Source organism: Streptomyces sp. NPDC059875 (genome assembly GCF_042731085.1).
Lineage (GTDB): Bacteria > Actinomycetota > Actinomycetes > Streptomycetales > Streptomycetaceae > Streptomyces.
Genome location: NZ_JBHWJZ010000018.1, coordinates 113,193 through 130,997 on the forward strand (window position 1 = coordinate 113,193; position 17,805 = coordinate 130,997).

Below are 17,805 nucleotides of genomic sequence, written 5' to 3' on the forward strand. Positions count from 1 at the left end.
CCGGGTGTCAGTGGAGGCCGACCGCGAACATCGCCACCACCATCGCCAGGGCCAGCAGGATCGACGCGCGACGCAGCATGGCCTGCATGTCGCGCATCTCCTTCGGCGGCTCGTTCTTCGGGTCGGACCAGAGCATGTCCCGATCCTGCGGGTGGGACGGCCGGGGCGCCTGAGTACTCGTACTCAGGTACCCCGGTGCCAAAGAACTCATTACGGGGTGGTGAACACCCCGCGCTCCGCCGCCGTCAGCGCCGCCCGGACCGCACGCTCCGCGTCCTCGGGGCCGAGCGGCTCGCGCGTGATCATGAAGCGGTAGTAGAGCGGCGCCGAGACCGCGCGCAGCAGCTCCAGGCCGTCCGTCTCCGCCGGGATCTCGCCGCGCGCCGCGCCCCGCTTCACCACCGGGGCCCACTCCTCCAGACGGGCCCGGTAGAAGCCGTTCAGCGCCTCGGCGCACTCCTCGTCGCAGGCCCCCGCGGCGATGACCGCGCGGAAGACGGCGCCCATCCGGGGGTCGGTGAGGGTCTTGGTGACGAGCGCGGCGTTGGCCCGCAGGTCGCCGGCCAGGCTGCCGGTGTCGGAGGCGGGCAGGGACTGCTCCGCCATGTCGCGCAGGAGGTCGGCGACGAGGCCGACGGGGGACCCCCAGCGGCGGTAGACGGTCGTCTTGCCGACGCCCGCGCTGGCGGCGACGTGGTCCATGTTCAGCGCGTGGAAGCCCGCGTCGGCCAGGGCGTCCTCGGTCGCTTCGAGGACGGCCCGGCGCACCTTCGCGGTACGGCCCCCGGGGCGCACGGTGCCGGGCACGGCCGGCTGGCTCTCAGTCAAACGGGTCTCCTGTTCCATTAATACCTTCGAGTCTGCTACGGTACGGGACATCTTAACAGAACCAGAAACCCATTAAGGGGTCTCGCTCATGGTTGCCCTCGCCGTCCCCACCGCATCCGCCCCCGCCCGTATGGACGGACGGATGCGCCTCGTCCTCCTCGTCCTTCTCGTCGCCCAGTTCATGCTGGCCGTCGACTTCTCGATCCTGAACGTCGCGCTGCCCGTCATCGGCGAAGGACTCGGCTTCACCCTGGGCAACCTCCAGTGGATCGCCACCGCGTTCGCCCTCGCCGCCGCCGGATTCACCCTCCTCCTCGGGCGCGTCGCCGACATCATCGGACGCCGCCGCCTCTTCCTCGCCGGCATGGCGCTCCTGGGCGTCTCCTCCCTCGTCGGCGGCCTCGCCACCAGCCCCTGGATGCTGATGGCCGCCCGCGTCGCCCAGGGCCTCGCCACCGCCGCCGTCACTCCCGCGGGGCTCTCCCTGCTCACCTCCTCCTTCCCGGAGGGACCCCTGCGCGCCAAGGCCCTCGGCCTCAACGGCGCGCTCATGTCGGCCGGCTTCACCACCGGCGCCATCCTCGGCGGCGTCCTGACCGACCTGCTCTCCTGGCGCTGGGCGTTCTTCGTCAACGTGCCGGTCGCCCTCGCCGTCCTGCTCGTCGCGCCCGCCGTCCTGAAGGAGAGCCGCCCCGCCGTACGCCCCCGCCTCGACGTCCCCGGCGCGATCACCGTCACCGGCGGACTCCTCGCCCTCGTCTACGGCCTCACCACCGAGCCCCTCGCGCTCCCCGTCGGCGCCGTGCTCCTCGTCGCCTTCTGGTTCGTGGAGCGGCGGGCCGCCTCACCCCTCGTACCCGTACGGATCCTCACGCGCCGCACCGTCGTCCACGGCAACCTCGCCGGGCTCGTCGCCTTCGTCACCGAGACCTCGCTCGTCTTCCTGATGACGCTCTACCTCCAGGACGTCCTCGGCTTCTCGCCGCTCGCCGCCGGTCTGTCCTTCGGCGTCCTCGGCGCGGGCACGGTCCTCGGCGGCGTGTACGCGTCCCGGTTCATCGGCCGCCACGGCGCCCGCACCGCCCTCGTCGCCGGCGGGCTGCTCCAGGCCGCCGCCACCGCCTCCCTGTACGCCCTCGGCGACGACCGGAGTTGGCTCTGGCTGCTGCTCGCCGGCACCTTCGCCGGCGGCGTCGGCAACATGCTCGCCATCGTCGGCTTCATGGTCACCGCGACGTCCGGACTGCCCGACTCCGAGCAGGGAATGGCGACCGGGCTCGCCACCATGACCCAGCAGATCGGCATCACCATGGGCACGCCGATCATGAGCGCCGTCGTGGTCACCTCCACCACGGTCCTCGACGGCATCGGCCTCGCGGTCCTCGTCAACGCCGCGATCGTCCTCGCCGGAGCCCTCGCCGCGGGCCTCTTCCTGCGCCGCTCCTGAACCCTTCTGAAGCCCCGTCACGTACCCGATCCGTACCTGACCCCGTACTCGACCCGTACTCGACCCGTACCCGGAAGGCCACGCCATGAAGAAGCTCCTCGCCCCGCTGCTCGCCGCCGCCCTCGGCCTCACCCTCCTCTCCGGCACGCAGGCCGGCGCCACGCAGAGCGGCGCCACGCAGAGCGGCGCCACGCAGAGCGGCGCCACGCAGAGCGGCGCCACGCGGGCCGGCGCCCGTCCCGCATCCACCGCTCCGTGGCACGCCGCCTGGGGTGCCGCCCCGCAGCTCCCCTCCACCGGCTTCACCGCGAACTGGTCCCAGGAGGGCTTCTCGCGCCAGACCCTCCGGCAGGTCGTCCGCGTGACCGAGGACGGCGACCGGGTGCGGATCCGGCTCTCGAACGCCTACGGGACCTCGCCCCTGGCGGTCACCGGCGCCACCGTCGCCCGTACCGCCTCCGGCGCGGCCGTCGAACCGGGTTCCGTGCGCCACCTCACCTTCGGCGGCAAGCGCTCGGTCTCCGTCCCCGCCCACGGCGAACTGCGCAGCGACCCGGCCCGACTGGCCCTCGGGCGCCTGGAGTCGGTGACCGTCACCCTCTACCTGGCCGGCACGACCGGGCCCGCCACCTTCCACTCCCAGGCGTGGGCCGACAGCTACCGAGCCGAGGGCGACCACCGCGCCGACACCGGCGGCCACGCCTTCACCGCCCGCAGCCGGTCCTGGTACTACCTCAACGGCGTCGAGGTCAGCGGCGGGACCCCGCCCCGGAAGGGCGGAGTGGTGCTGTTCGGCGACTCCATCACCGACGGCTTCGGCTCCACCCCGAACGCGAACCGGCGCTACTCCGACGCGGTCGCCGAACGCATCGACCGCCCCGTCGTGAACTCCGGCATCGGCGGGAACCTCGTCCTCAACGACTCGGCCTGGTACGGCGAACGCTCCACCGCCCGCTTCCGCCGCGACGCCCTCGACCAGCCCGGTGTCGGCACCGTCGCCCTGCTCCAGGGGGTCAACGACATCGGCTTCAGCGAGGCCGCTCTGAAGCCCGCGCCGCAGCCCACGTACAAGCCCTCACCCGTCGTCACGTCTGCCGAACTCATCGCCGCCTACCGCCAGTTGATCGACGCCGCGCACGCCCGCGGGGTACGGGTCGTCGGCTCGACGCTGCTTCCCTTCAAGGGCACCAGCCACTGGGGCCCGACCGCCGAACGGACCAGCGCCGAGGTCAACCACTGGATCCGCACCTCGGGCGAGTTCGACGCGGTCGTGGACTTCGCGGGGCTCCTCGCCGACCCGAAGGATCCGAAGGCCCTGAACCCGGCGTACGCGGACGCGGACCGGCTGCACCCCAACGACGCCGGCTACCGGGTGATGGCCGAGGCGGTCGCCCCTCTCCTCTGACCCCGGACGCACGAAGGCCGGACCTCCCGCACAAGAGGTCCGGCCTTCGTGGTGTCCGGTGTCGGTGTCTGCCGTCCGGCGTCCGCTGTCCGGCGTCCGCTGTCCGTGCCGGCGGTTACGCGGGCCAGTAGGAGCGCGCCCAGGAGCGCGGCCCCGGCCTGCGCCGTACCTCGCGCGCGATCCGGGACGGGTCCGACCAGCCCTCGGGAACCGCCGGGCCGCCGGCGCCCGCGGACGCCGCCGCCGTCGCCGCGGCCCGGGCCTGGACCACCGCCAGTGCGGCGGCCAGCTCCTCCGGGGTCGGGTTTCCTCGTACGACCTTGATCATGTCGGTCCCCTGTGGCCTAGAGAGGGATGTTGCCGTGCTTCTTCGGAGGCAGGGATTCCCGCTTCGTGCGCAGCTGACGCAGCCCCTTCACGATCTGCGGGCGGGTGTCCGACGGCATGATGACACCGTCGATGTAGCCGCGCTCGGCCGCCGTGTACGGGTTGAGCAGGGTGTCCTCGTACTCCTGGATGAGCCGGGCCCGCTCGGCCTCCTGGTCCTCGGCCGCCGCGATCGTCCTGCGGTGCAGGATGTTCACCGCGCCCTGCGCGCCCATGACCGCGATCTGCGAGGTCGGCCAGGCGAGGTTGAGGTCGGCGCCCAGGTGCTTCGAGCCCATGACGTCGTACGCGCCGCCGAACGCCTTGCGGGTGATGACGGTGATCAGCGGGACGGTCGCCTCGGCGTACGCGTAGATCAGCTTCGCGCCGCGGCGGATGATGCCGCCGTACTCCTGGTCGACGCCCGGCAGGAAGCCCGGCACGTCGACGAAGGTGATGACCGGGATGTTGAACGCGTCGCAGGTGCGGACGAAGCGCGCGGCCTTCTCGCTCGCGTTGATGTCCAGGCAGCCGGCGAACTGCATCGGCTGGTTGGCGACGATGCCGACCGGGAAGCCCTCGACACGGCCGAAGCCGGTGAGGATGTTCGGTGCGAACAGCGCCTGGGTCTCCAGGAACTCGCCGTCGTCGAGGACGTGCTCGATGACGGTGTGCATGTCGTAGGGCTGGTTCGCGGAGTCCGGGATCAGGACGTCCAGCTCGCGGTCCTCGTCCGTGACCTCGGTGTCGGCGACCTCGGGGAACGCCGGCGGCTCGGAGAGGTTGTTCGACGGCAGGTACGACAGCAGGGACTTGACGTACTCGATCGCGTCCTTCTCGTCGCCCGCCATGTGGTGCGCGACACCGGAGGTGGTGTTGTGCGTCCGGGCGCCGCCCAGCTCCTCGAAGCCGACGTCCTCGCCGGTGACGGTCTTGATGACGTCGGGGCCGGTGATGAACATGTGCGAGGTCTGGTCCACCATCACCGTGAAGTCGGTGATCGCGGGGGAGTAGACCGCGCCGCCCGCGCAGGGGCCGACGACCAGGGAGATCTGCGGGATCACGCCGGAGGCGTGGGTGTTGCGGCGGAAGATCTCGCCGTACATGCCGAGGGCCATGACGCCCTCCTGGATGCGGGCGCCGCCGGAGTCGTTGATGCCGACGACCGGGCAGCCGGTCTTCAGCGCGAAGTCCATCACCTTCATGATCTTCTGGCCGAAGACCTCGCCCAGCGCGCCGCCGAAGACCGTGAAATCCTGCGAGAAGACGGCCACCGGGCGGCCGTCGACCGTGCCGTAGCCGGTGACGACACCGTCTCCGTACGGTCGGGTCTTCTCCAGGCCGAAGTTGGTCGACCGGTGCCGGGCCAGCTCGTCGAGCTCCACGAAGGAGCCCTCGTCGAGCAGCAGTGCGATCCGCTCGCGCGCGGTCAGCTTGCCCTTCGCGTGCTGCTTCTCCACGGCACGCTCGGAACCGGCGTGGGTCGCCTCGTCAATACGGCGCTGCAGATCCGCGATCTTGCCCGCGGTCGTGTGAATGTCGATCTCTTGCGGCTCTACCGACTCGGACATCGGGATGCGGCTCCCTGCCTGGTCACGGGGGTTCGTTGGCTACGAATGGGCTACTGCTCGGCTACTGACCCGTAGCGTATCGACGCCGATACGGTTCGGCACTGCGGTCTTTGCCACACCTAGTCTGGCTTGCATGACGTCCTCTCATGGCTCAGGAGGCCCCTGGTCCGACCTGGACCGGCCCCCGCTCAACGCCGCCGCGCTGCGCCGTGCTCTCGTACTCCCCGACGGTCTGTGGACCTCGCTCGACGTGGTCACCACCACCGGCTCCACCAACTCCGACCTGGCCGCCCGCGCCGACGAGCTGCCCGAGGGGGCGGTGCTCGTCGCCGAGGAGCAGACCTCGGGCCGCGGCCGCCTCGACCGCACCTGGACCGCGCCCGCCCGGTCCGGTCTCTTCCTCTCCGTCCTGCTCAAGCCCGACGTGCCGGTGCACCGCTGGGGATGGCTGCCGCTGCTCACCGGCGTCGCCGCGGCGAGCGGGCTCGCGAAGTCCGCCGGCGTCGACCTCTCCCTCAAGTGGCCGAACGACCTGCTGGTTTCGGTCGGGGGCGAGGAACGCAAGACCGGCGGCATCCTCGCCGAGCGGGCGGGCGAGGACGCGATCGTCGTCGGGCTCGGCATCAACGTCACCCTGCGCGAGGACGAGCTGCCGGTCCCCGCGGCGGGCTCGCTGCTCCTCGCGAACGCGATCTCGACGGACCGGGACACCCTGCTGCGGTCGGTCCTGCGGTCCCTGGAGCACTGGTACGGGGAGTGGGTGCGGGCGGACGGCAACCCCGCGGCCTCCGGCCTCCAGGAGGCGTACGCCGCGGGCTGCGCGACCCTGGGCCGCCGGGTCCGGGCGGACCTCCCGGGCGAGCGGATGCTGGAGGGCGACGCGGTGGCCCTTGACGGCGACGGCCGCCTGGTGGTGGCGACGGAGGGGGGCGGGACGGAGGCGATCGCAGCGGGCGACATCGTCCACGTCCGCGCCACGGACTGACCTGCCGGTCACCCTGAGGTGTGGGCCGCTCCCCAAATGGGCGGTGCCCACCCACCTCCATGGGCTGCAGGTGTGCCCCGACGGACGGTGCCCACTCAGCCCCCGGGGTTGTGGGCATCTGTTCCGCTGGGGCGGATGCCCACAACGGTGGTTGGGTGGGTTTCCGCCCGGTGAGGGGGCAGGCCACGACCTCGTCCGCGGACGTTACGGCGTGAGCTGGCACACACCTGTCGTATCGTGGAGCGCGATCCAGGCGACAGATCGGCAGGGCAGTGGGCAGGGAACGGGCAGGAGGCGGCCGGTGACCGTCGACGACGCGCACAACGGCGGCGAGGCCGAGCCACCGGCGTACCCGACCCCGCACCACCACGTCGACCACACGGCCGAGCCGACCGACGACCCCCTCGCGATCCGCCTCGAACAGCTCATCCTCGGCGCGGACCGCCGCTACACCCCCTTCCAGGCCGCCCGCACCGCCGGCGTCTCCATGGAGCTGGCGTCCCGCTTCTGGCGCGCGATGGGCTTCGCCGACATCGGGCAGGCCAAGGCGCTCACCGAGGCCGACGTGCTCGCCCTGCGCCGGCTCGCCGGTCTCGTCGAGGCGGGGCTGCTCAGCGAGCCGATGGCCGTGCAGGTCGCCCGGTCCACGGGACAGACGACCGCCCGGCTGGCCGAGTGGCAGATCGACTCGTTCCTGGAGGGCCTCACCGAGCCGCCCGAGCCCGGCATGACCCGTACCGAGGTCACGTACCCCCTGGTCGAGCTGCTCCTGCCCGAGCTGGAGGAGTTCCTGATCTACGTCTGGCGCCGCCAGCTCGCCGCCGCCACCGGCCGCGTCGTGCAGGCCGCCGACGACGAGGAGATGGTCGACCGGCGGCTCGCCGTCGGCTTCGCCGACCTCGTCGGCTTCACGCGGCTGACCCGCCGCCTGGAGGAGGAGGAGCTCGGCGAGCTGGTCGAGGCGTTCGAGACCACCTGCGCCGACCTGGTGGCCGCCCACGGCGGCCGGCTCATCAAGACCCTCGGCGACGAGGTCCTGTACGCGGCCGACGACGCCGGCACGGCCGCCGAGATCGCGCTGCGGCTCATCGAGACGCTCAGCCACGACGAGACGATGCCCGCCCTGCGCGTCGGCATCGCGTTCGGCACGGTGACGACCCGCATGGGTGACGTCTTCGGTACGACGGTGAACCTCGCGAGCCGGCTCACCTCGATAGCGCCCAAGGACACCGTCCTGGTCGACGGAGCGCTCGCCGAGGAGCTGACCCGGACCGGGGACGCGCCGGTCTCGGAGACGCAGGCGGCCGAGGAGGCGGCCCGCGCCGAGAAGGAGGGCGAGGAGCCCCCGACGTACCGCTTCGCGCTCCAGCCGATGTGGCAGCGCCCGGTGCGTGGCCTCGGTGTGGTGGAGCCCTGGCAGCTGAGCCGTCGCCCGACTTAGGATCCCGGTGAACAGTCGTTAACACACGTTAACCGGGAGGGTGTCGGTCATGTCCGAGCAATCCGAGCAGCGTTTTGGCGAGTTCGTCGTGGTCCGGAAGGACGGGCACGTGGCCGAGCTCGTCCTCGACCGGCCCAAGGCGATGAACGCCGTCTCCTCCGAGATGGCCCGCTCCATCGGCGCGGCCTGCGCTGCGCTCGGCGACGACGCCTCGGTACGGGTGACGGTGCTGACCTCCTCCAACGACCGGGCCTTCTGCGTCGGCGCCGACCTCAAGGAGCGCAACTCCTTCACCGACGCCGAGCTCGTCCGCCAGCGCCCGACCGCGCGCGGTGCGTACACCGGCGTCCTGGAGCTGCCGATGCCGACCGTCGCGGCCGTGCACGGCTTCGCGCTCGGCGGCGGCTTCGAGCTGGCGCTCGCCTGCGATGTGATCGTGGCCGACGCGACGGCCGTGGTCGGGCTGCCGGAGGTGTCCGTGGGCGTGATCCCCGGCGGCGGCGGTACGCAGCTGCTCCCGCGCCGGGTGGGCGCCGCCCGGGCGGCCGAGCTGGTCTTCACGGCGCGGCGCGTGGAGGCGGAGGAGGCCCGGGAGCTGGGTCTGGTCGACGTCCTGGCGGACGACGCGCGTACGGCCGCGCTGGAACTGGCCGGGCGGATCGCGGCGAACTCGCCGGTCGGACTGCGCGCCGCGAAGCGCGCGATGCGGCTCGGGCAGGGCCTCGACCTGCGGGCCGGCCTGGAGGTCGAGGACGCGGCGTGGCGGTCCGTGGCGTTCTCGGGGGACCGGGCGGAGGGCGTGGCGGCCTTCAACGAGAAGCGGAAGCCCGCGTGGCCCGGTGAGTGACCGCGCCGAGTGAGAAACAGGTGAGAAAACTCCTGGTTTCGCCGAGATGTCACTTTCTGTGACGCCTCACCAGTAAAAACGGATGAAACGTCCCTAAGCTGGAGGAATGGGAGAGGACGTGCGGCTGCGGGCCGTGGTGGCGCTGGCGCAGGCGATGGCGGCGGCGCACACCCCGCGCGAGTTCTGGCGGGCGGCGGCGCTCGGTGCCCGCGACGGGCTCGGCGGGCACTTCGCCGCACTGTCCGTCTGGGAACGGGACCACGGCCGGTTGAAGGTGCTGGTGAACGCCGGGGAGCGGGCCGTGGGGGAGGAGGAGTTCCCCGACGCGGAGACCTACCCGGTCCACCAGTTCCCCGAGATCACCGAGTTCCTGCACGCGCAGTGGGCGGGCGGCGGTGAGCCGGACGCCTGGGTGGAGACCGCGGGCGACCGGGTTTCGACGGGCCGCGTCACCGGGCTGCGCAGGCGCGGCCGCGGCTGCTGCGTGGTCGCGCCGATCGTGCTGCACGGCCGGGCCTGGGGCGAGCTGTACGTGGCGCGGCCGGCCGGGGCGCCGGTCTTCGACCGCGACGACGCCGACTTCGCGGCGGTGCTCGCGGCCGTGGTGGCGGCGGGCATCGCCCAGGCGGAGCGCCTGGAGGAGGTACGGAAGCTGGCGTTCACCGACCCGCTGACGGGCCTCGCGAACCGCCGCGCCGTCGACACCCGGCTGGACGAGGCGATCGAGCGGTACCGGACGGACGGGTCCGTGGTGAGCCTGGTGGTCTGCGACCTGAACGGCCTGAAGCGGGTGAACGACACCCACGGCCATGCCGTCGGCGACCGTCTACTGGAGCGGTTCGGTTCGGTGCTCTCGAGGTGCGGGGCGATGCTTCCGGGGGCGCTGTCGGCGCGGCTCGGAGGCGACGAGTTCTGTCTGCTGTCGGTCGGGCCGAGCGCGGACGAGGTGGTGGCGGTCGCGGACGAGCTGTGCGTACGGGCCGGGGAGCTGGAGCTCGGCGAGGGGGTCGCCTGCGGGGTCGCCTCGACGGGCGACCCGATCGGCCCGCTGAAGTCCGCGCGCCGCCTCTTCCGCCTCGCGGACGCGGCCCAGTACCAGGCGAAGGCGGCGCGCTCGGCGAAGCCGGTCGTGGCGGGCCGCGACGGCACGGTCATCGCCCTCGCCGACGCCCCACCCGGAGCCCGCGACCGCCGCCGCTTCCGCGACGCGCCGCCGGTGTAGGGGGGAGACCGCCACGGGCGACGACCGCCCAGCCGGTCTTGACGGAGAGTCACCTCCGACGGCCGGGCCCGTGCGTGGCTGGATGCGCCGGAGCGCGCGATCCGGTCGTGGGATGACGATGGCCGCTTGCGGTGGGGACGACCGAGGGGCGGTCGGGGCCGGACATCAGCTCCCGACCGCCCCTCGCGCATTCCGGGCGCTCGTGCTCCAGTCCTCATCTACCGTTGTCTGACGGCGTGTTCGTTGGCGAACGGGGTTGCGGGCGATGGCAGGGATGTCGGGCGCGGGAAAGATCGTGGTCGGGGTGGCCGTCGCCGTCTCGGTTGGGCTGATCGGGATCGCGGTACTCGTCGATCTGGATACCGGTGACCGCGTCGCAAGCATCGTCGGGGCGGTGGTCGGTCTGGCGGTGGCGGCCTATACCTTCGCGGGCTCCTCCTCCGGTACGGGCGCCGAGCTCCGGCTTCGGGTCAAGCGGGGCGGGACCGTGATCGACGGAGATGTGAGTGGCAGCGCCGTGGGCCATGGTTCCAAGGTCGTCGGGCCACGAAGGGCGCCTGCCGCAGGCACGCGACGGCGCAGGCGCCGCAGTAGCGATGTTCAAGCCGGGCGCGAGAGCAAGGTCGTACTCGGCGATGTGCAGGACAGCGCGATCGGCGACGAGAGCGAGCGGCAGTGACTCCTCTGTGGCCGCGCAAGAAGCCGCAGACTCCCGATCCCGCACGTATCGACGTCCGACGTGGCGTCGTGGCGCGGGATGCCGCCTACAGCGCGCTCGGCCCGAACAGCACCGTCATCGTCAACGAGGCGCCCGCGCAGGGGGCGGACGCCGTGGCATGGCCCCTGGAGTTGGGCGCCATGCCGACGCTGGCGTCGGCCTTCCAGCCGCGCGAGATCCTGCGGGAGCGGGTCGATGCCGCCCGTGCCGAGGGGGAAGCGGCGGTACTGACGCAGGTTCTGGCGGGTGGCGGAGGCGTGGGCAAGTCCCAACTCGCCGCGTCCTACGCCGCGCAGGCTGTTTCGGACGGCACGGATCTGGTCCTGTGGGTGACGGCGACCGAGATCCAGCAGGTCGTCACCCTCTACGCCCAGGCGGCGGTCCGGGTGGCGGCGCCAGGTGCGACCGGTGAGCGTCCCGAGAGCGATGCGAAGGCGTTTCTGTCCTGGCTGGCCACGACGCCGCGCCGGTGGCTCGTCGTCCTCGACGACATCACCGACCCGGCGGGGATGGAAGGCTGGTGGCCGACGAGCCGGACCGGCAGCGGGTGGGTGCTGGCGACGACCCGTCTGCACGACGCCGTACTGACCGGCGGTGGTCGCCGACGTATCAATATCGACGTGTACAGCGCGAGCGAGGCTGCCGCGTATCTGCGGGCCCGGCTGGCGGGGGACGATGCCGGGCGTCTTCTCGACGCCGCCGTGGACGAACTGGCCGCAGCGCTCGGGTATCTGCCCCTCGCACTTGGGCACGCCGCCGCATACATGATCAACCAGGGCTTGAGCTGCGCCGCGTACCTGGCTCGTTTCACCGACCGTACGAACCGGCTCGACCAACTCCTTCCCGCGACGGCCGACACCGAGGGCTACGGCCGGCAGATCGCCGCGACCCTCCTGCTCTCCCTGGACGCCGCCCAACGCGCCGAACCCGCAGGCCTCGCCCAGCCCGCTCTCCGCCTGGCTGCCCTTCTCGACCCCGCCGGCCACCCGAAGGCTCTGTGGGACACCCCCGCCGTACTCGACCATCTCACCGAGCGCGGACCCGTCACGCCGGAACAGGCCCACGCGGCCCTGCGTACCCTGCACCGCTACGCGCTGCTCACCTGCGACGCCGATTCCGTGCGCATCCACGCGCTTACGGCCCGCGCGGTCCGCGAAGCCACGCCGACGGAGGAGCTCTCCGCTCTGGTCACCACGGCCGCCGACGCGCTGGTGCACATCTGGCCCGACCCCGACCAGCCCCAGCGCGACCTTGCCGCCACGCTGCGTGCCAACACGGATGTTCTTGCCGCCCTCGCCGGAGACCTTCTCTGGCAATCGGAGGGCCACCTTGTCCTCTACCGCGCCGGAAGAAGCCTGCTTGATGCAGGCCTCGCGGCATCCGCCATGGATTACTGGCAGAACCTCGCTGCCGTCAGCGAGCGTGTTCTCGGGTCTGAGCACCCCGAGGCCCTTGCTGTCCGGGCCAGTCTTGCCTTCTCCTTCTGGCTGGCGGGGCGTGCGGACGAGTCCATCGTCCTGGAGGAGAGGGTGCTTGCCGTCAGTGAGCGTGTACTCGGGGCTGGGCACCCCGGCACTCTCGCCGTCCGGGCCAATCTCGCCTCCTCGTACTGGTTGGCGGGGCGCATTGACGAGGCCGTCGTCCTGCAGGAGGGGGTGCTTGCCGATCGCGAGCGTGTACTCGGGCCCGAGCACCCCGACACTCTCACCGCCCGGGCCAACCTCGCCTCCACCTACTCGCACGCGGGGCGCGTCGGCGAGGCCATCGTCCTGCAGGAGGGGGTGCTTGCCGATCGCGAGCGTGTACTCGGGCCCGAGCACCCCGACACTCTCACCGCCCGGGCCAACCTCGGCTCCTTCTACTGGCGGGTGGGGCGCGTCGGCGAGGCCGTCGTCCTGGAGCAGGGGGTGCTTGCCGATCGCGAGCGTGTACTCGGGCCTGAGCACCCCGACACTCTCACCGCCCGGGCCAACCTTTCCTACACCTACCGGCAGGCGGGGCTCACGACTGAAGCGACCGCTCTCATGGAACAGGCCCTCGCCGGTGCTGAGCGCGCTCTCGGGTCCGATCATCCCGACACGGTCGACTACCGAGCGGCGTTGCTGGAATTCCAACGCAAGCCCCGTCGTCTCCGTCGTCTCCGTCGCCTCTGGCGCCGCAACCGCCCCCGCTGACCCGATTCGCCCAGTCGTGCGCAGGTAAGGGGCCTTGGGGCAATCGACTAGTGACATGTTGGTCTTCAGTCCGTAGGCTGCTGAATATGGATATGCACACTGTCGTCCTTGGCACGTCCGGAACCACCCCCCAGGACGTCATCGACGTCGCCCGGCACGGTGCCCGCGTCGAGCTCTCGACCGAGGCCGTGCAGGCGCTCGCCGACGCTCGCGCCGTCGTCGACGCGCTCGCCGCGAAGCCCGAGCCCGTGTACGGCGTCTCGACCGGGTTCGGCGCGCTCGCCACCCGGCACATCAGTCCGGAGCTCCGGGCCCAGCTGCAGCGCAACATCGTCCGCTCGCACGCCGCCGGCATGGGCCCGCGCGTCGAGCGCGAGGTCGTGCGCGCGCTGATGTTCCTGCGGCTCAAGACCGTCGCCTCCGGGCACACCGGCGTCCGGCCCGAGGTCGCGCAGACCATGGCCGACGTCCTCAACGCCGGCATCACGCCGGTCGTGCACGAGTACGGTTCCCTCGGCTGCTCCGGCGACCTCGCGCCGCTCTCGCACTGCGCTCTCGCGCTGATGGGCGAGGGTGACGCGGAAGGTCCCGACGGCGCCGTGAAGCCCGCCGGCGAGCTGCTCGCCGCCGCCGGCATCCGGCCCGTCGAGCTCCGCGAGAAGGAGGGCCTCGCCCTCCTCAACGGCACCGACGGCATGCTCGGCATGCTGATCATGGCCCTCGCCGACCTCGACACTCTCTACAAGTCCGCCGACGTCACCGCGGCCCTCTCCCTCGAAGCCCTCCTCGGCACCGAGAAGGTCCTCGAGCCCGAGCTGCACGCCATCCGCCCCCACCCGGGCCAGGGCGCCTCCGCGGCCAACATGCTCGCCGTGCTCAAGGGCTCCGGGCTCACCGGCCACTTCCAGGAGGAGGAGGCCCCGCGGGTCCAGGACGCGTACTCCGTGCGCTGCGCCCCGCAGGTCGCCGGCGCCGGCCGCGACACCATGGCCCACGCCCGCCTGGTCGCCGAGCGCGAGCTCGCCTCGGCCGTGGACAACCCCGTGGTCCTCGCCGACGGCCAGGTCCGCTCCAACGGCAACTTCCACGGCGCCCCCGTCGCGTACGTCCTGGACTTCCTCGCCATCGCCGCCGCCGACCTCGGCTCCATCGCCGAGCGCCGCACCGACCGGCTCCTCGACAAGAACCGGTCCCACGGCCTGCCGCCCTTCCTCGCCGACGACGCCGGCGTCGACTCGGGCCTGATGATCGCCCAGTACACCCAGGCCGCCCTGGTCAGCGAGATGAAGCGGCTGGCCGTCCCGGCCTCCGCCGACTCCATCCCGTCCTCCGCGATGCAGGAGGACCACGTCTCGATGGGCTGGTCCGCCGCCCGCAAGCTGCGCACCGCGATCGGCAACCTCAACCGGATCATCGCCGTCGAGCTCTACGCCGCCACCCGCGGCATCGAGCTCCGCCGCGGCCTGACCCCCGCCCCCGCCTCGCAGGCCGCCATCGACGCCCTGCGCGCCGCCGGGGTCGAGGGTCCGGGACCGGACCGCTTCCTCGCGCCCGACCTGGCGGCCGCCGACACCTTCGTACGCGAGGGGAAGCTCGTCGCGGCCGTGGAGCCGGTCACCGGACCGCTCGCGTAACGAACGCGAACAGCGAAAAAGGGCCGCCTCCCCGCGCACGGGGAGGCGGCCCTCTTCGTCGTACAGCTCAGTGGATCCGGCCGCCGCGTCTCATCGCCAGCGTCACGAAACCCGCTCCAACAGCGAGGAATCCCGTCCCGCCGATCACATACGGCGTCGTGTCCGGGCCACCGGTCTCCGCGAGGCGGCTCTGGCCGGCCTCGCGCTCCTGCTGTGTCGAGGTGACCCGATTCTCATCGGTGGCGTTCGCGGACGGAACGAACCACAGGGCGAACAGCAGCGTCCCGGCCGCCGTGGCGGTCAGCAGCGGGCGTCGAGCGACGGACACGGAGATTCGATCCCCCTTGCGGAAACCGCGAATTGGTAGGTGCGCCGATGCTAATGAACACAGCGGGTCGCAGGAAAGTCGGGAGCCGGTGGAGCCTACGCTCCCTCGTATGAGCACTTCCGAGACATCACGTTATGTACGGCTTCGGGTGGAAGTCGTCCTGGAGATCGACGGCCCCGCCGAGCTGACCGAGGCGGCCGTCGGCCGGATCGACACCGACGAGTTCATGCCGGAGGACGAGCGCGTGCACGCCCGCTCCGCCGTCCGCGAGGACAGCGCGGAGGCTCTGGCGTACCTCATCGAGCCCTTCGACCTCGTCAGCCAGGTCCCCGGGATCGAGCTCGTCCAGGCCTCCTGGAGCAGCGAGGAGATCGACTACGACCCCGATGCCCAGGAGTGGGAGCTCGACGAGGAAGATGAGGTGGACGCAGACGACGAGGAACGGGTCTAGCAGGGGCGTGGCGCCCCCTGGGAGCCCCGGTACGGCCGTCCCGTGCCGGGGCTTCCCGCTGTACGGGAACCGGAAGCTCCGCGGCGACGTGTCGATCAGTGGTGTTCCCCACAAACCCTCCGGTTCCGGAACCGCGCAGGGTCTCATGGATGTTCTGACGAGTGTTGGCAGGGATTCGGCGACGATGGAGAAGCGTGTGATGACGGACAGCAAGCGCCGTAGGAGCATCGCGGCGGCGGCCGTGGTGCTCAGCGGCGTATTGGTGCTCTCGGCGTGCAGCGACGGCGACAAGGGTGGCGCCGCCGACAGTTCCTCGTCGCCCCAGTCACAGGCTCAGGTCGACGAGGCCGCGGCGCAGAAGACGTCGAAGGCCCAGATATCCATCGCGCCGAAGAACGGCGCGGACAACGTGTCGATCAACAACGGCACCGAGGTCAAGGTCACCGAGGGCACGCTCTCCCAGGTCACCATGACCACCGAGGACGGCGCGAGCGTCGAGGGCGAGATGTCCGCCGACAAGCTGAGCTGGAAGCCCAGCGAGCAGCTGAAGCGCGCCACCGTCTACAAGATCGCCGCGACGGCCAAGGACGCGGACGGCCTGGAGGCGCACGAGAACGCCTCCTTCACCACCGTCTCCCAGGCCAACAGCTTCATCGGCAGCTTCACCCCCGAGGACGGCTCCACCGTCGGCGTCGGCATGCCGGTCTCGATCAACTTCAACAAGGCGATCACCGACAAGAAGGCCGTCCAGGGCGGCATCACGGTGACCTCCAGCAGCGGCCAGGAGGTCGTCGGGCACTGGTTCAACTCCCAGCGCCTGGACTTCCGCCCCGACGACTACTGGACCGAGGGCTCGACCGTCACGCTGAAGCTGGAGCTCGACGGCGTCGAGGGCGCCGAGGGCATCTACGGCGTCCAGCAGAAGACCGTCACCTTCAAGATCGGCCGCAACCAGGTCTCCACCGTCGACGTCGCCACCAAGACCATGACGGTCAAGCAGGACGGCAAGACGATCAAGACCATCCCGATCTCGGCCGGCTCCTCGGAGAACCCCACCTACAACGGTGAGATGGTGATCTCCGAGAAGTTCAAGGAGACCCGGATGAACGGCGCCACCGTCGGCTTCACCGACGACGACGGCAAGGGCGAGTACGACATCAAGGACGTGCCGCACGCCATGCGCCTGTCCACCTCGGGCACGTTCATCCACGGCAACTACTGGGGCGCGGACTCGATCTTCGGCTCCGCCAACACCAGCCACGGCTGCGTGGGCCTGAACGACGTCAAGGGCGCCGGCGACCCGAACCAGATGGCGGCGTGGCTCTACGACCACTCCATCGTCGGCGACGTGGTCATCGTCAAGAACTCCAAGGACAAGACGATCGCGCCCGACAACGGCCTCAACGGCTGGAACATGAGCTGGTCGGCGTGGAAGGCCGGCTCGGCGGTCTGACCGCCCCGTACGTACGCAGACGGCGGCTCCCTCGACGCGAGGGGGCCGCCGTTCTCGTCACCGTACGACGTTCTCGGAGTCCACACCCCACTGCGCGAGCAGCCGCAGCGCGTCCGCCGACGGGGTCCCCGGTTCCGCCTGGTACGTCACGAGGACGAGGTCGGGGTCCGCTCCCGCCACCTTCAGGCTCTCGTACGCCAGCGTCATCTCGCCCACCAGCGGATGCCGCAGCCGCTTGCTGCCGTGTCCCTTGTCCGCGACCGTGTGCGCCGCCCACAGTGAGCGGAACTCGTCGCTCTTGACCGACAGCTCGCCGACCAGCGCGAGCAGCGCCGGATCGTCCGGGTAGCAGCCCGCGTACAGCCGCAGCACGCTCACCACCTCGGTCGCCTTGCACTCCCAGTCCAGGTAGAGATCGCGCGCGTTGGGCCCGAGGAAGACCAGCCGGGCCATGTTGCGCTCCGCCGGCTCCATCGCCGCGAAATCGCCGAGCAGCGCCCGCGCCATCCGGTTCCAGGCCAGGATGTCCAGCCGACGACCCAGCAGGAGCGCCGGGACCCCGTCCATCGAGTCCAGCAGATGCTGCAGTCCGGGCCGCACCTGCTGGGGCCGGGTGATCGCCGCCCGGTGCTTCTTCTTCGTCGCCGTGGGCTTCGCCAGATGCGTCAGATGGGCGCGCTCGGAGTCGGTCAGCCGCAGCGCCCGCGCGATCGAGTCCAGTACCTCCATGGACACATTGCGGCCGTTGCCCTGCTCGAGCCGGGTGTAGTACGCGACGGACACCCCGGCCAGCTGCGCCAGCTCCTCGCGGCGCAGTCCCGGAACGCGGCGATGACGCCCGAACTCCGGCAGGCCCACGTCCTCCGGCTTCAGCCGGGCCCGGCGTGAGCGCAGGAATTCGCTGAGTTCGGCACTGGGATCCATGCAGCCCGATT

The 17,805-nt window shown here is 71.4% G+C and carries 17 protein-coding genes; 11 read left to right on the forward strand and 6 right to left on the reverse strand.

The features are described from left to right. Window positions 1-7 precede the first annotated feature (7 nt). The gene (mmpB, locus tag ACFV9D_RS22595; protein ID WP_385148955.1) at window positions 8-136 is read right to left on the reverse strand and encodes a morphogenic membrane protein MmpB; all 129 of its coding nucleotides are present in this window, start codon (window positions 134-136) and stop codon (window positions 8-10) included. Between the two features lie 74 nt (window positions 137-210). After that, complete coding sequence (locus tag ACFV9D_RS22600; RefSeq protein ID WP_385148957.1) at window positions 211-879, reverse strand: TetR/AcrR family transcriptional regulator; 669 nt, start codon at window positions 877-879, stop codon at window positions 211-213. Between the two features lie 37 nt (window positions 880-916). Between ACFV9D_RS22600 and ACFV9D_RS22605 the strand changes: the two genes are divergently transcribed. Together ACFV9D_RS22605 and ACFV9D_RS22610 are read left to right on the forward strand one after the other, a co-directional pair. Beyond that, window positions 917-2,275 carry an MFS transporter gene (locus ACFV9D_RS22605; RefSeq protein ID WP_385148960.1) on the forward strand — a complete coding sequence of 453 codons (1,359 nt, stop codon included), beginning with the start codon at window positions 917-919 and terminating at the stop codon, window positions 2,273-2,275. Window positions 2,276-2,360: 85 nt separating this feature from the next. Continuing rightward, window positions 2,361-3,680, forward strand: coding sequence for an SGNH/GDSL hydrolase family protein (locus ACFV9D_RS22610; protein WP_385148963.1), 1,320 nt, complete (start codon window positions 2,361-2,363; stop codon window positions 3,678-3,680). A gap of 115 nt (window positions 3,681-3,795) precedes the next feature. Here the strand turns inward: ACFV9D_RS22610 and ACFV9D_RS22615 are convergent, their stop codons facing one another. Together ACFV9D_RS22615 and ACFV9D_RS22620 are read right to left on the reverse strand one after the other, a co-directional pair. Continuing rightward, window positions 3,796-4,008 carry an acyl-CoA carboxylase epsilon subunit gene (locus ACFV9D_RS22615; RefSeq protein ID WP_385148966.1) on the reverse strand — a complete coding sequence of 71 codons (213 nt, stop codon included), beginning with the start codon at window positions 4,006-4,008 and terminating at the stop codon, window positions 3,796-3,798. A 16-nt stretch (window positions 4,009-4,024) separates the two neighbouring features. Then, window positions 4,025-5,617 carry an acyl-CoA carboxylase subunit beta gene (locus ACFV9D_RS22620; RefSeq protein WP_385148969.1) on the reverse strand — a complete coding sequence of 531 codons (1,593 nt, stop codon included), beginning with the start codon at window positions 5,615-5,617 and terminating at the stop codon, window positions 4,025-4,027. A 133-nt stretch (window positions 5,618-5,750) separates the two neighbouring features. Between ACFV9D_RS22620 and ACFV9D_RS22625 the strand changes: the two genes are divergently transcribed. The 7 genes from ACFV9D_RS22625 (at window position 5,751) to hutH (ending at window position 14,638) form a co-directional block, all read left to right on the forward strand. Beyond that, window positions 5,751-6,602, forward strand: coding sequence for a biotin--[acetyl-CoA-carboxylase] ligase (locus ACFV9D_RS22625; protein ID WP_385148972.1), 852 nt, complete (start codon window positions 5,751-5,753; stop codon window positions 6,600-6,602). Between the two features lie 301 nt (window positions 6,603-6,903). Then, window positions 6,904-8,043, forward strand: coding sequence for an adenylate/guanylate cyclase domain-containing protein (locus tag ACFV9D_RS22630; RefSeq protein ID WP_385148973.1), 1,140 nt, complete (start codon window positions 6,904-6,906; stop codon window positions 8,041-8,043). Window positions 8,044-8,092: 49 nt separating this feature from the next. After that, window positions 8,093-8,890: an enoyl-CoA hydratase/isomerase family protein gene (locus tag ACFV9D_RS22635; protein ID WP_385148976.1), complete on the forward strand. Its 798-nt coding sequence runs from the start codon at window positions 8,093-8,095 to the stop codon at window positions 8,888-8,890. A 106-nt stretch (window positions 8,891-8,996) separates the two neighbouring features. Continuing rightward, window positions 8,997-10,112 carry a diguanylate cyclase domain-containing protein gene (locus tag ACFV9D_RS22640; RefSeq protein ID WP_385148979.1) on the forward strand — a complete coding sequence of 372 codons (1,116 nt, stop codon included), beginning with the start codon at window positions 8,997-8,999 and terminating at the stop codon, window positions 10,110-10,112. Between the two features lie 265 nt (window positions 10,113-10,377). Further along, window positions 10,378-10,791: a hypothetical protein gene (locus ACFV9D_RS22645; RefSeq protein ID WP_385148981.1), complete on the forward strand. Its 414-nt coding sequence runs from the start codon at window positions 10,378-10,380 to the stop codon at window positions 10,789-10,791. After that, window positions 10,788-13,004, forward strand: coding sequence for a tetratricopeptide repeat protein (locus ACFV9D_RS22650; protein ID WP_385148984.1), 2,217 nt, complete (start codon window positions 10,788-10,790; stop codon window positions 13,002-13,004). Before ACFV9D_RS22645 ends, ACFV9D_RS22650 begins: the two co-directional genes overlap by 4 nt. Window positions 13,005-13,096: 92 nt before the next feature. Then, window positions 13,097-14,638: a histidine ammonia-lyase gene (gene hutH / locus ACFV9D_RS22655; RefSeq protein ID WP_385149113.1), complete on the forward strand. Its 1,542-nt coding sequence runs from the start codon at window positions 13,097-13,099 to the stop codon at window positions 14,636-14,638. A 67-nt stretch (window positions 14,639-14,705) separates the two neighbouring features. Here the strand turns inward: hutH and ACFV9D_RS22660 are convergent, their stop codons facing one another. Further along, window positions 14,706-14,966, reverse strand: coding sequence for a hypothetical protein (locus ACFV9D_RS22660; RefSeq protein WP_385148987.1), 261 nt, complete (start codon window positions 14,964-14,966; stop codon window positions 14,706-14,708). Between the two features lie 109 nt (window positions 14,967-15,075). Between ACFV9D_RS22660 and ACFV9D_RS22665 the strand changes: the two genes are divergently transcribed. Further along, complete coding sequence (locus tag ACFV9D_RS22665) at window positions 15,076-15,417, forward strand: hypothetical protein (RefSeq protein WP_385148990.1); 342 nt, start codon at window positions 15,076-15,078, stop codon at window positions 15,415-15,417. A gap of 184 nt (window positions 15,418-15,601) precedes the next feature. Further along, complete coding sequence (locus tag ACFV9D_RS22670) at window positions 15,602-16,870, forward strand: Ig-like domain-containing protein (protein ID WP_385148992.1); 1,269 nt, start codon at window positions 15,602-15,604, stop codon at window positions 16,868-16,870. A 57-nt stretch (window positions 16,871-16,927) separates the two neighbouring features. Here the strand turns inward: ACFV9D_RS22670 and ACFV9D_RS22675 are convergent, their stop codons facing one another. Further along, on the reverse strand, window positions 16,928-17,794 hold the full coding sequence (locus tag ACFV9D_RS22675) for a helix-turn-helix domain-containing protein (protein ID WP_385148996.1): 867 nt from the start codon (window positions 17,792-17,794) through the stop codon (window positions 16,928-16,930). Window positions 17,795-17,805 lie beyond the last annotated feature (11 nt).

Coding starts and splice junctions, on each gene's coding strand:
- ACFV9D_RS22605 (WP_385148960.1), top strand. CDS start 917: ATGGTTGCCCTCGCCGTCCCCACCGCATCCGCCCCCGCCCGTATGGAC.
- mmpB (WP_385148955.1), bottom strand. CDS start 136: ATGCTCTGGTCCGACCCGAAGAACGAGCCGCCGAAGGAGATGCGCGAC.
- ACFV9D_RS22665 (WP_385148990.1), top strand. CDS start 15,076: ATGAGCACTTCCGAGACATCACGTTATGTACGGCTTCGGGTGGAAGTC.
- ACFV9D_RS22675 (WP_385148996.1), bottom strand. CDS start 17,794: ATGGATCCCAGTGCCGAACTCAGCGAATTCCTGCGCTCACGCCGGGCC.
- ACFV9D_RS22615 (WP_385148966.1), bottom strand. CDS start 4,008: ATGATCAAGGTCGTACGAGGAAACCCGACCCCGGAGGAGCTGGCCGCC.
- ACFV9D_RS22645 (WP_385148981.1), top strand. CDS start 10,378: ATGGCAGGGATGTCGGGCGCGGGAAAGATCGTGGTCGGGGTGGCCGTC.
- hutH (WP_385149113.1), top strand. CDS start 13,097: ATGCACACTGTCGTCCTTGGCACGTCCGGAACCACCCCCCAGGACGTC.
- ACFV9D_RS22600 (WP_385148957.1), bottom strand. CDS start 879: ATGTCCCGTACCGTAGCAGACTCGAAGGTATTAATGGAACAGGAGACC.
- ACFV9D_RS22635 (WP_385148976.1), top strand. CDS start 8,093: ATGTCCGAGCAATCCGAGCAGCGTTTTGGCGAGTTCGTCGTGGTCCGG.
- ACFV9D_RS22610 (WP_385148963.1), top strand. CDS start 2,361: ATGAAGAAGCTCCTCGCCCCGCTGCTCGCCGCCGCCCTCGGCCTCACC.
- ACFV9D_RS22620 (WP_385148969.1), bottom strand. CDS start 5,617: ATGTCCGAGTCGGTAGAGCCGCAAGAGATCGACATTCACACGACCGCG.
- ACFV9D_RS22670 (WP_385148992.1), top strand. CDS start 15,602: ATGGAGAAGCGTGTGATGACGGACAGCAAGCGCCGTAGGAGCATCGCG.
- ACFV9D_RS22625 (WP_385148972.1), top strand. CDS start 5,751: ATGACGTCCTCTCATGGCTCAGGAGGCCCCTGGTCCGACCTGGACCGG.
- ACFV9D_RS22640 (WP_385148979.1), top strand. CDS start 8,997: ATGGGAGAGGACGTGCGGCTGCGGGCCGTGGTGGCGCTGGCGCAGGCG.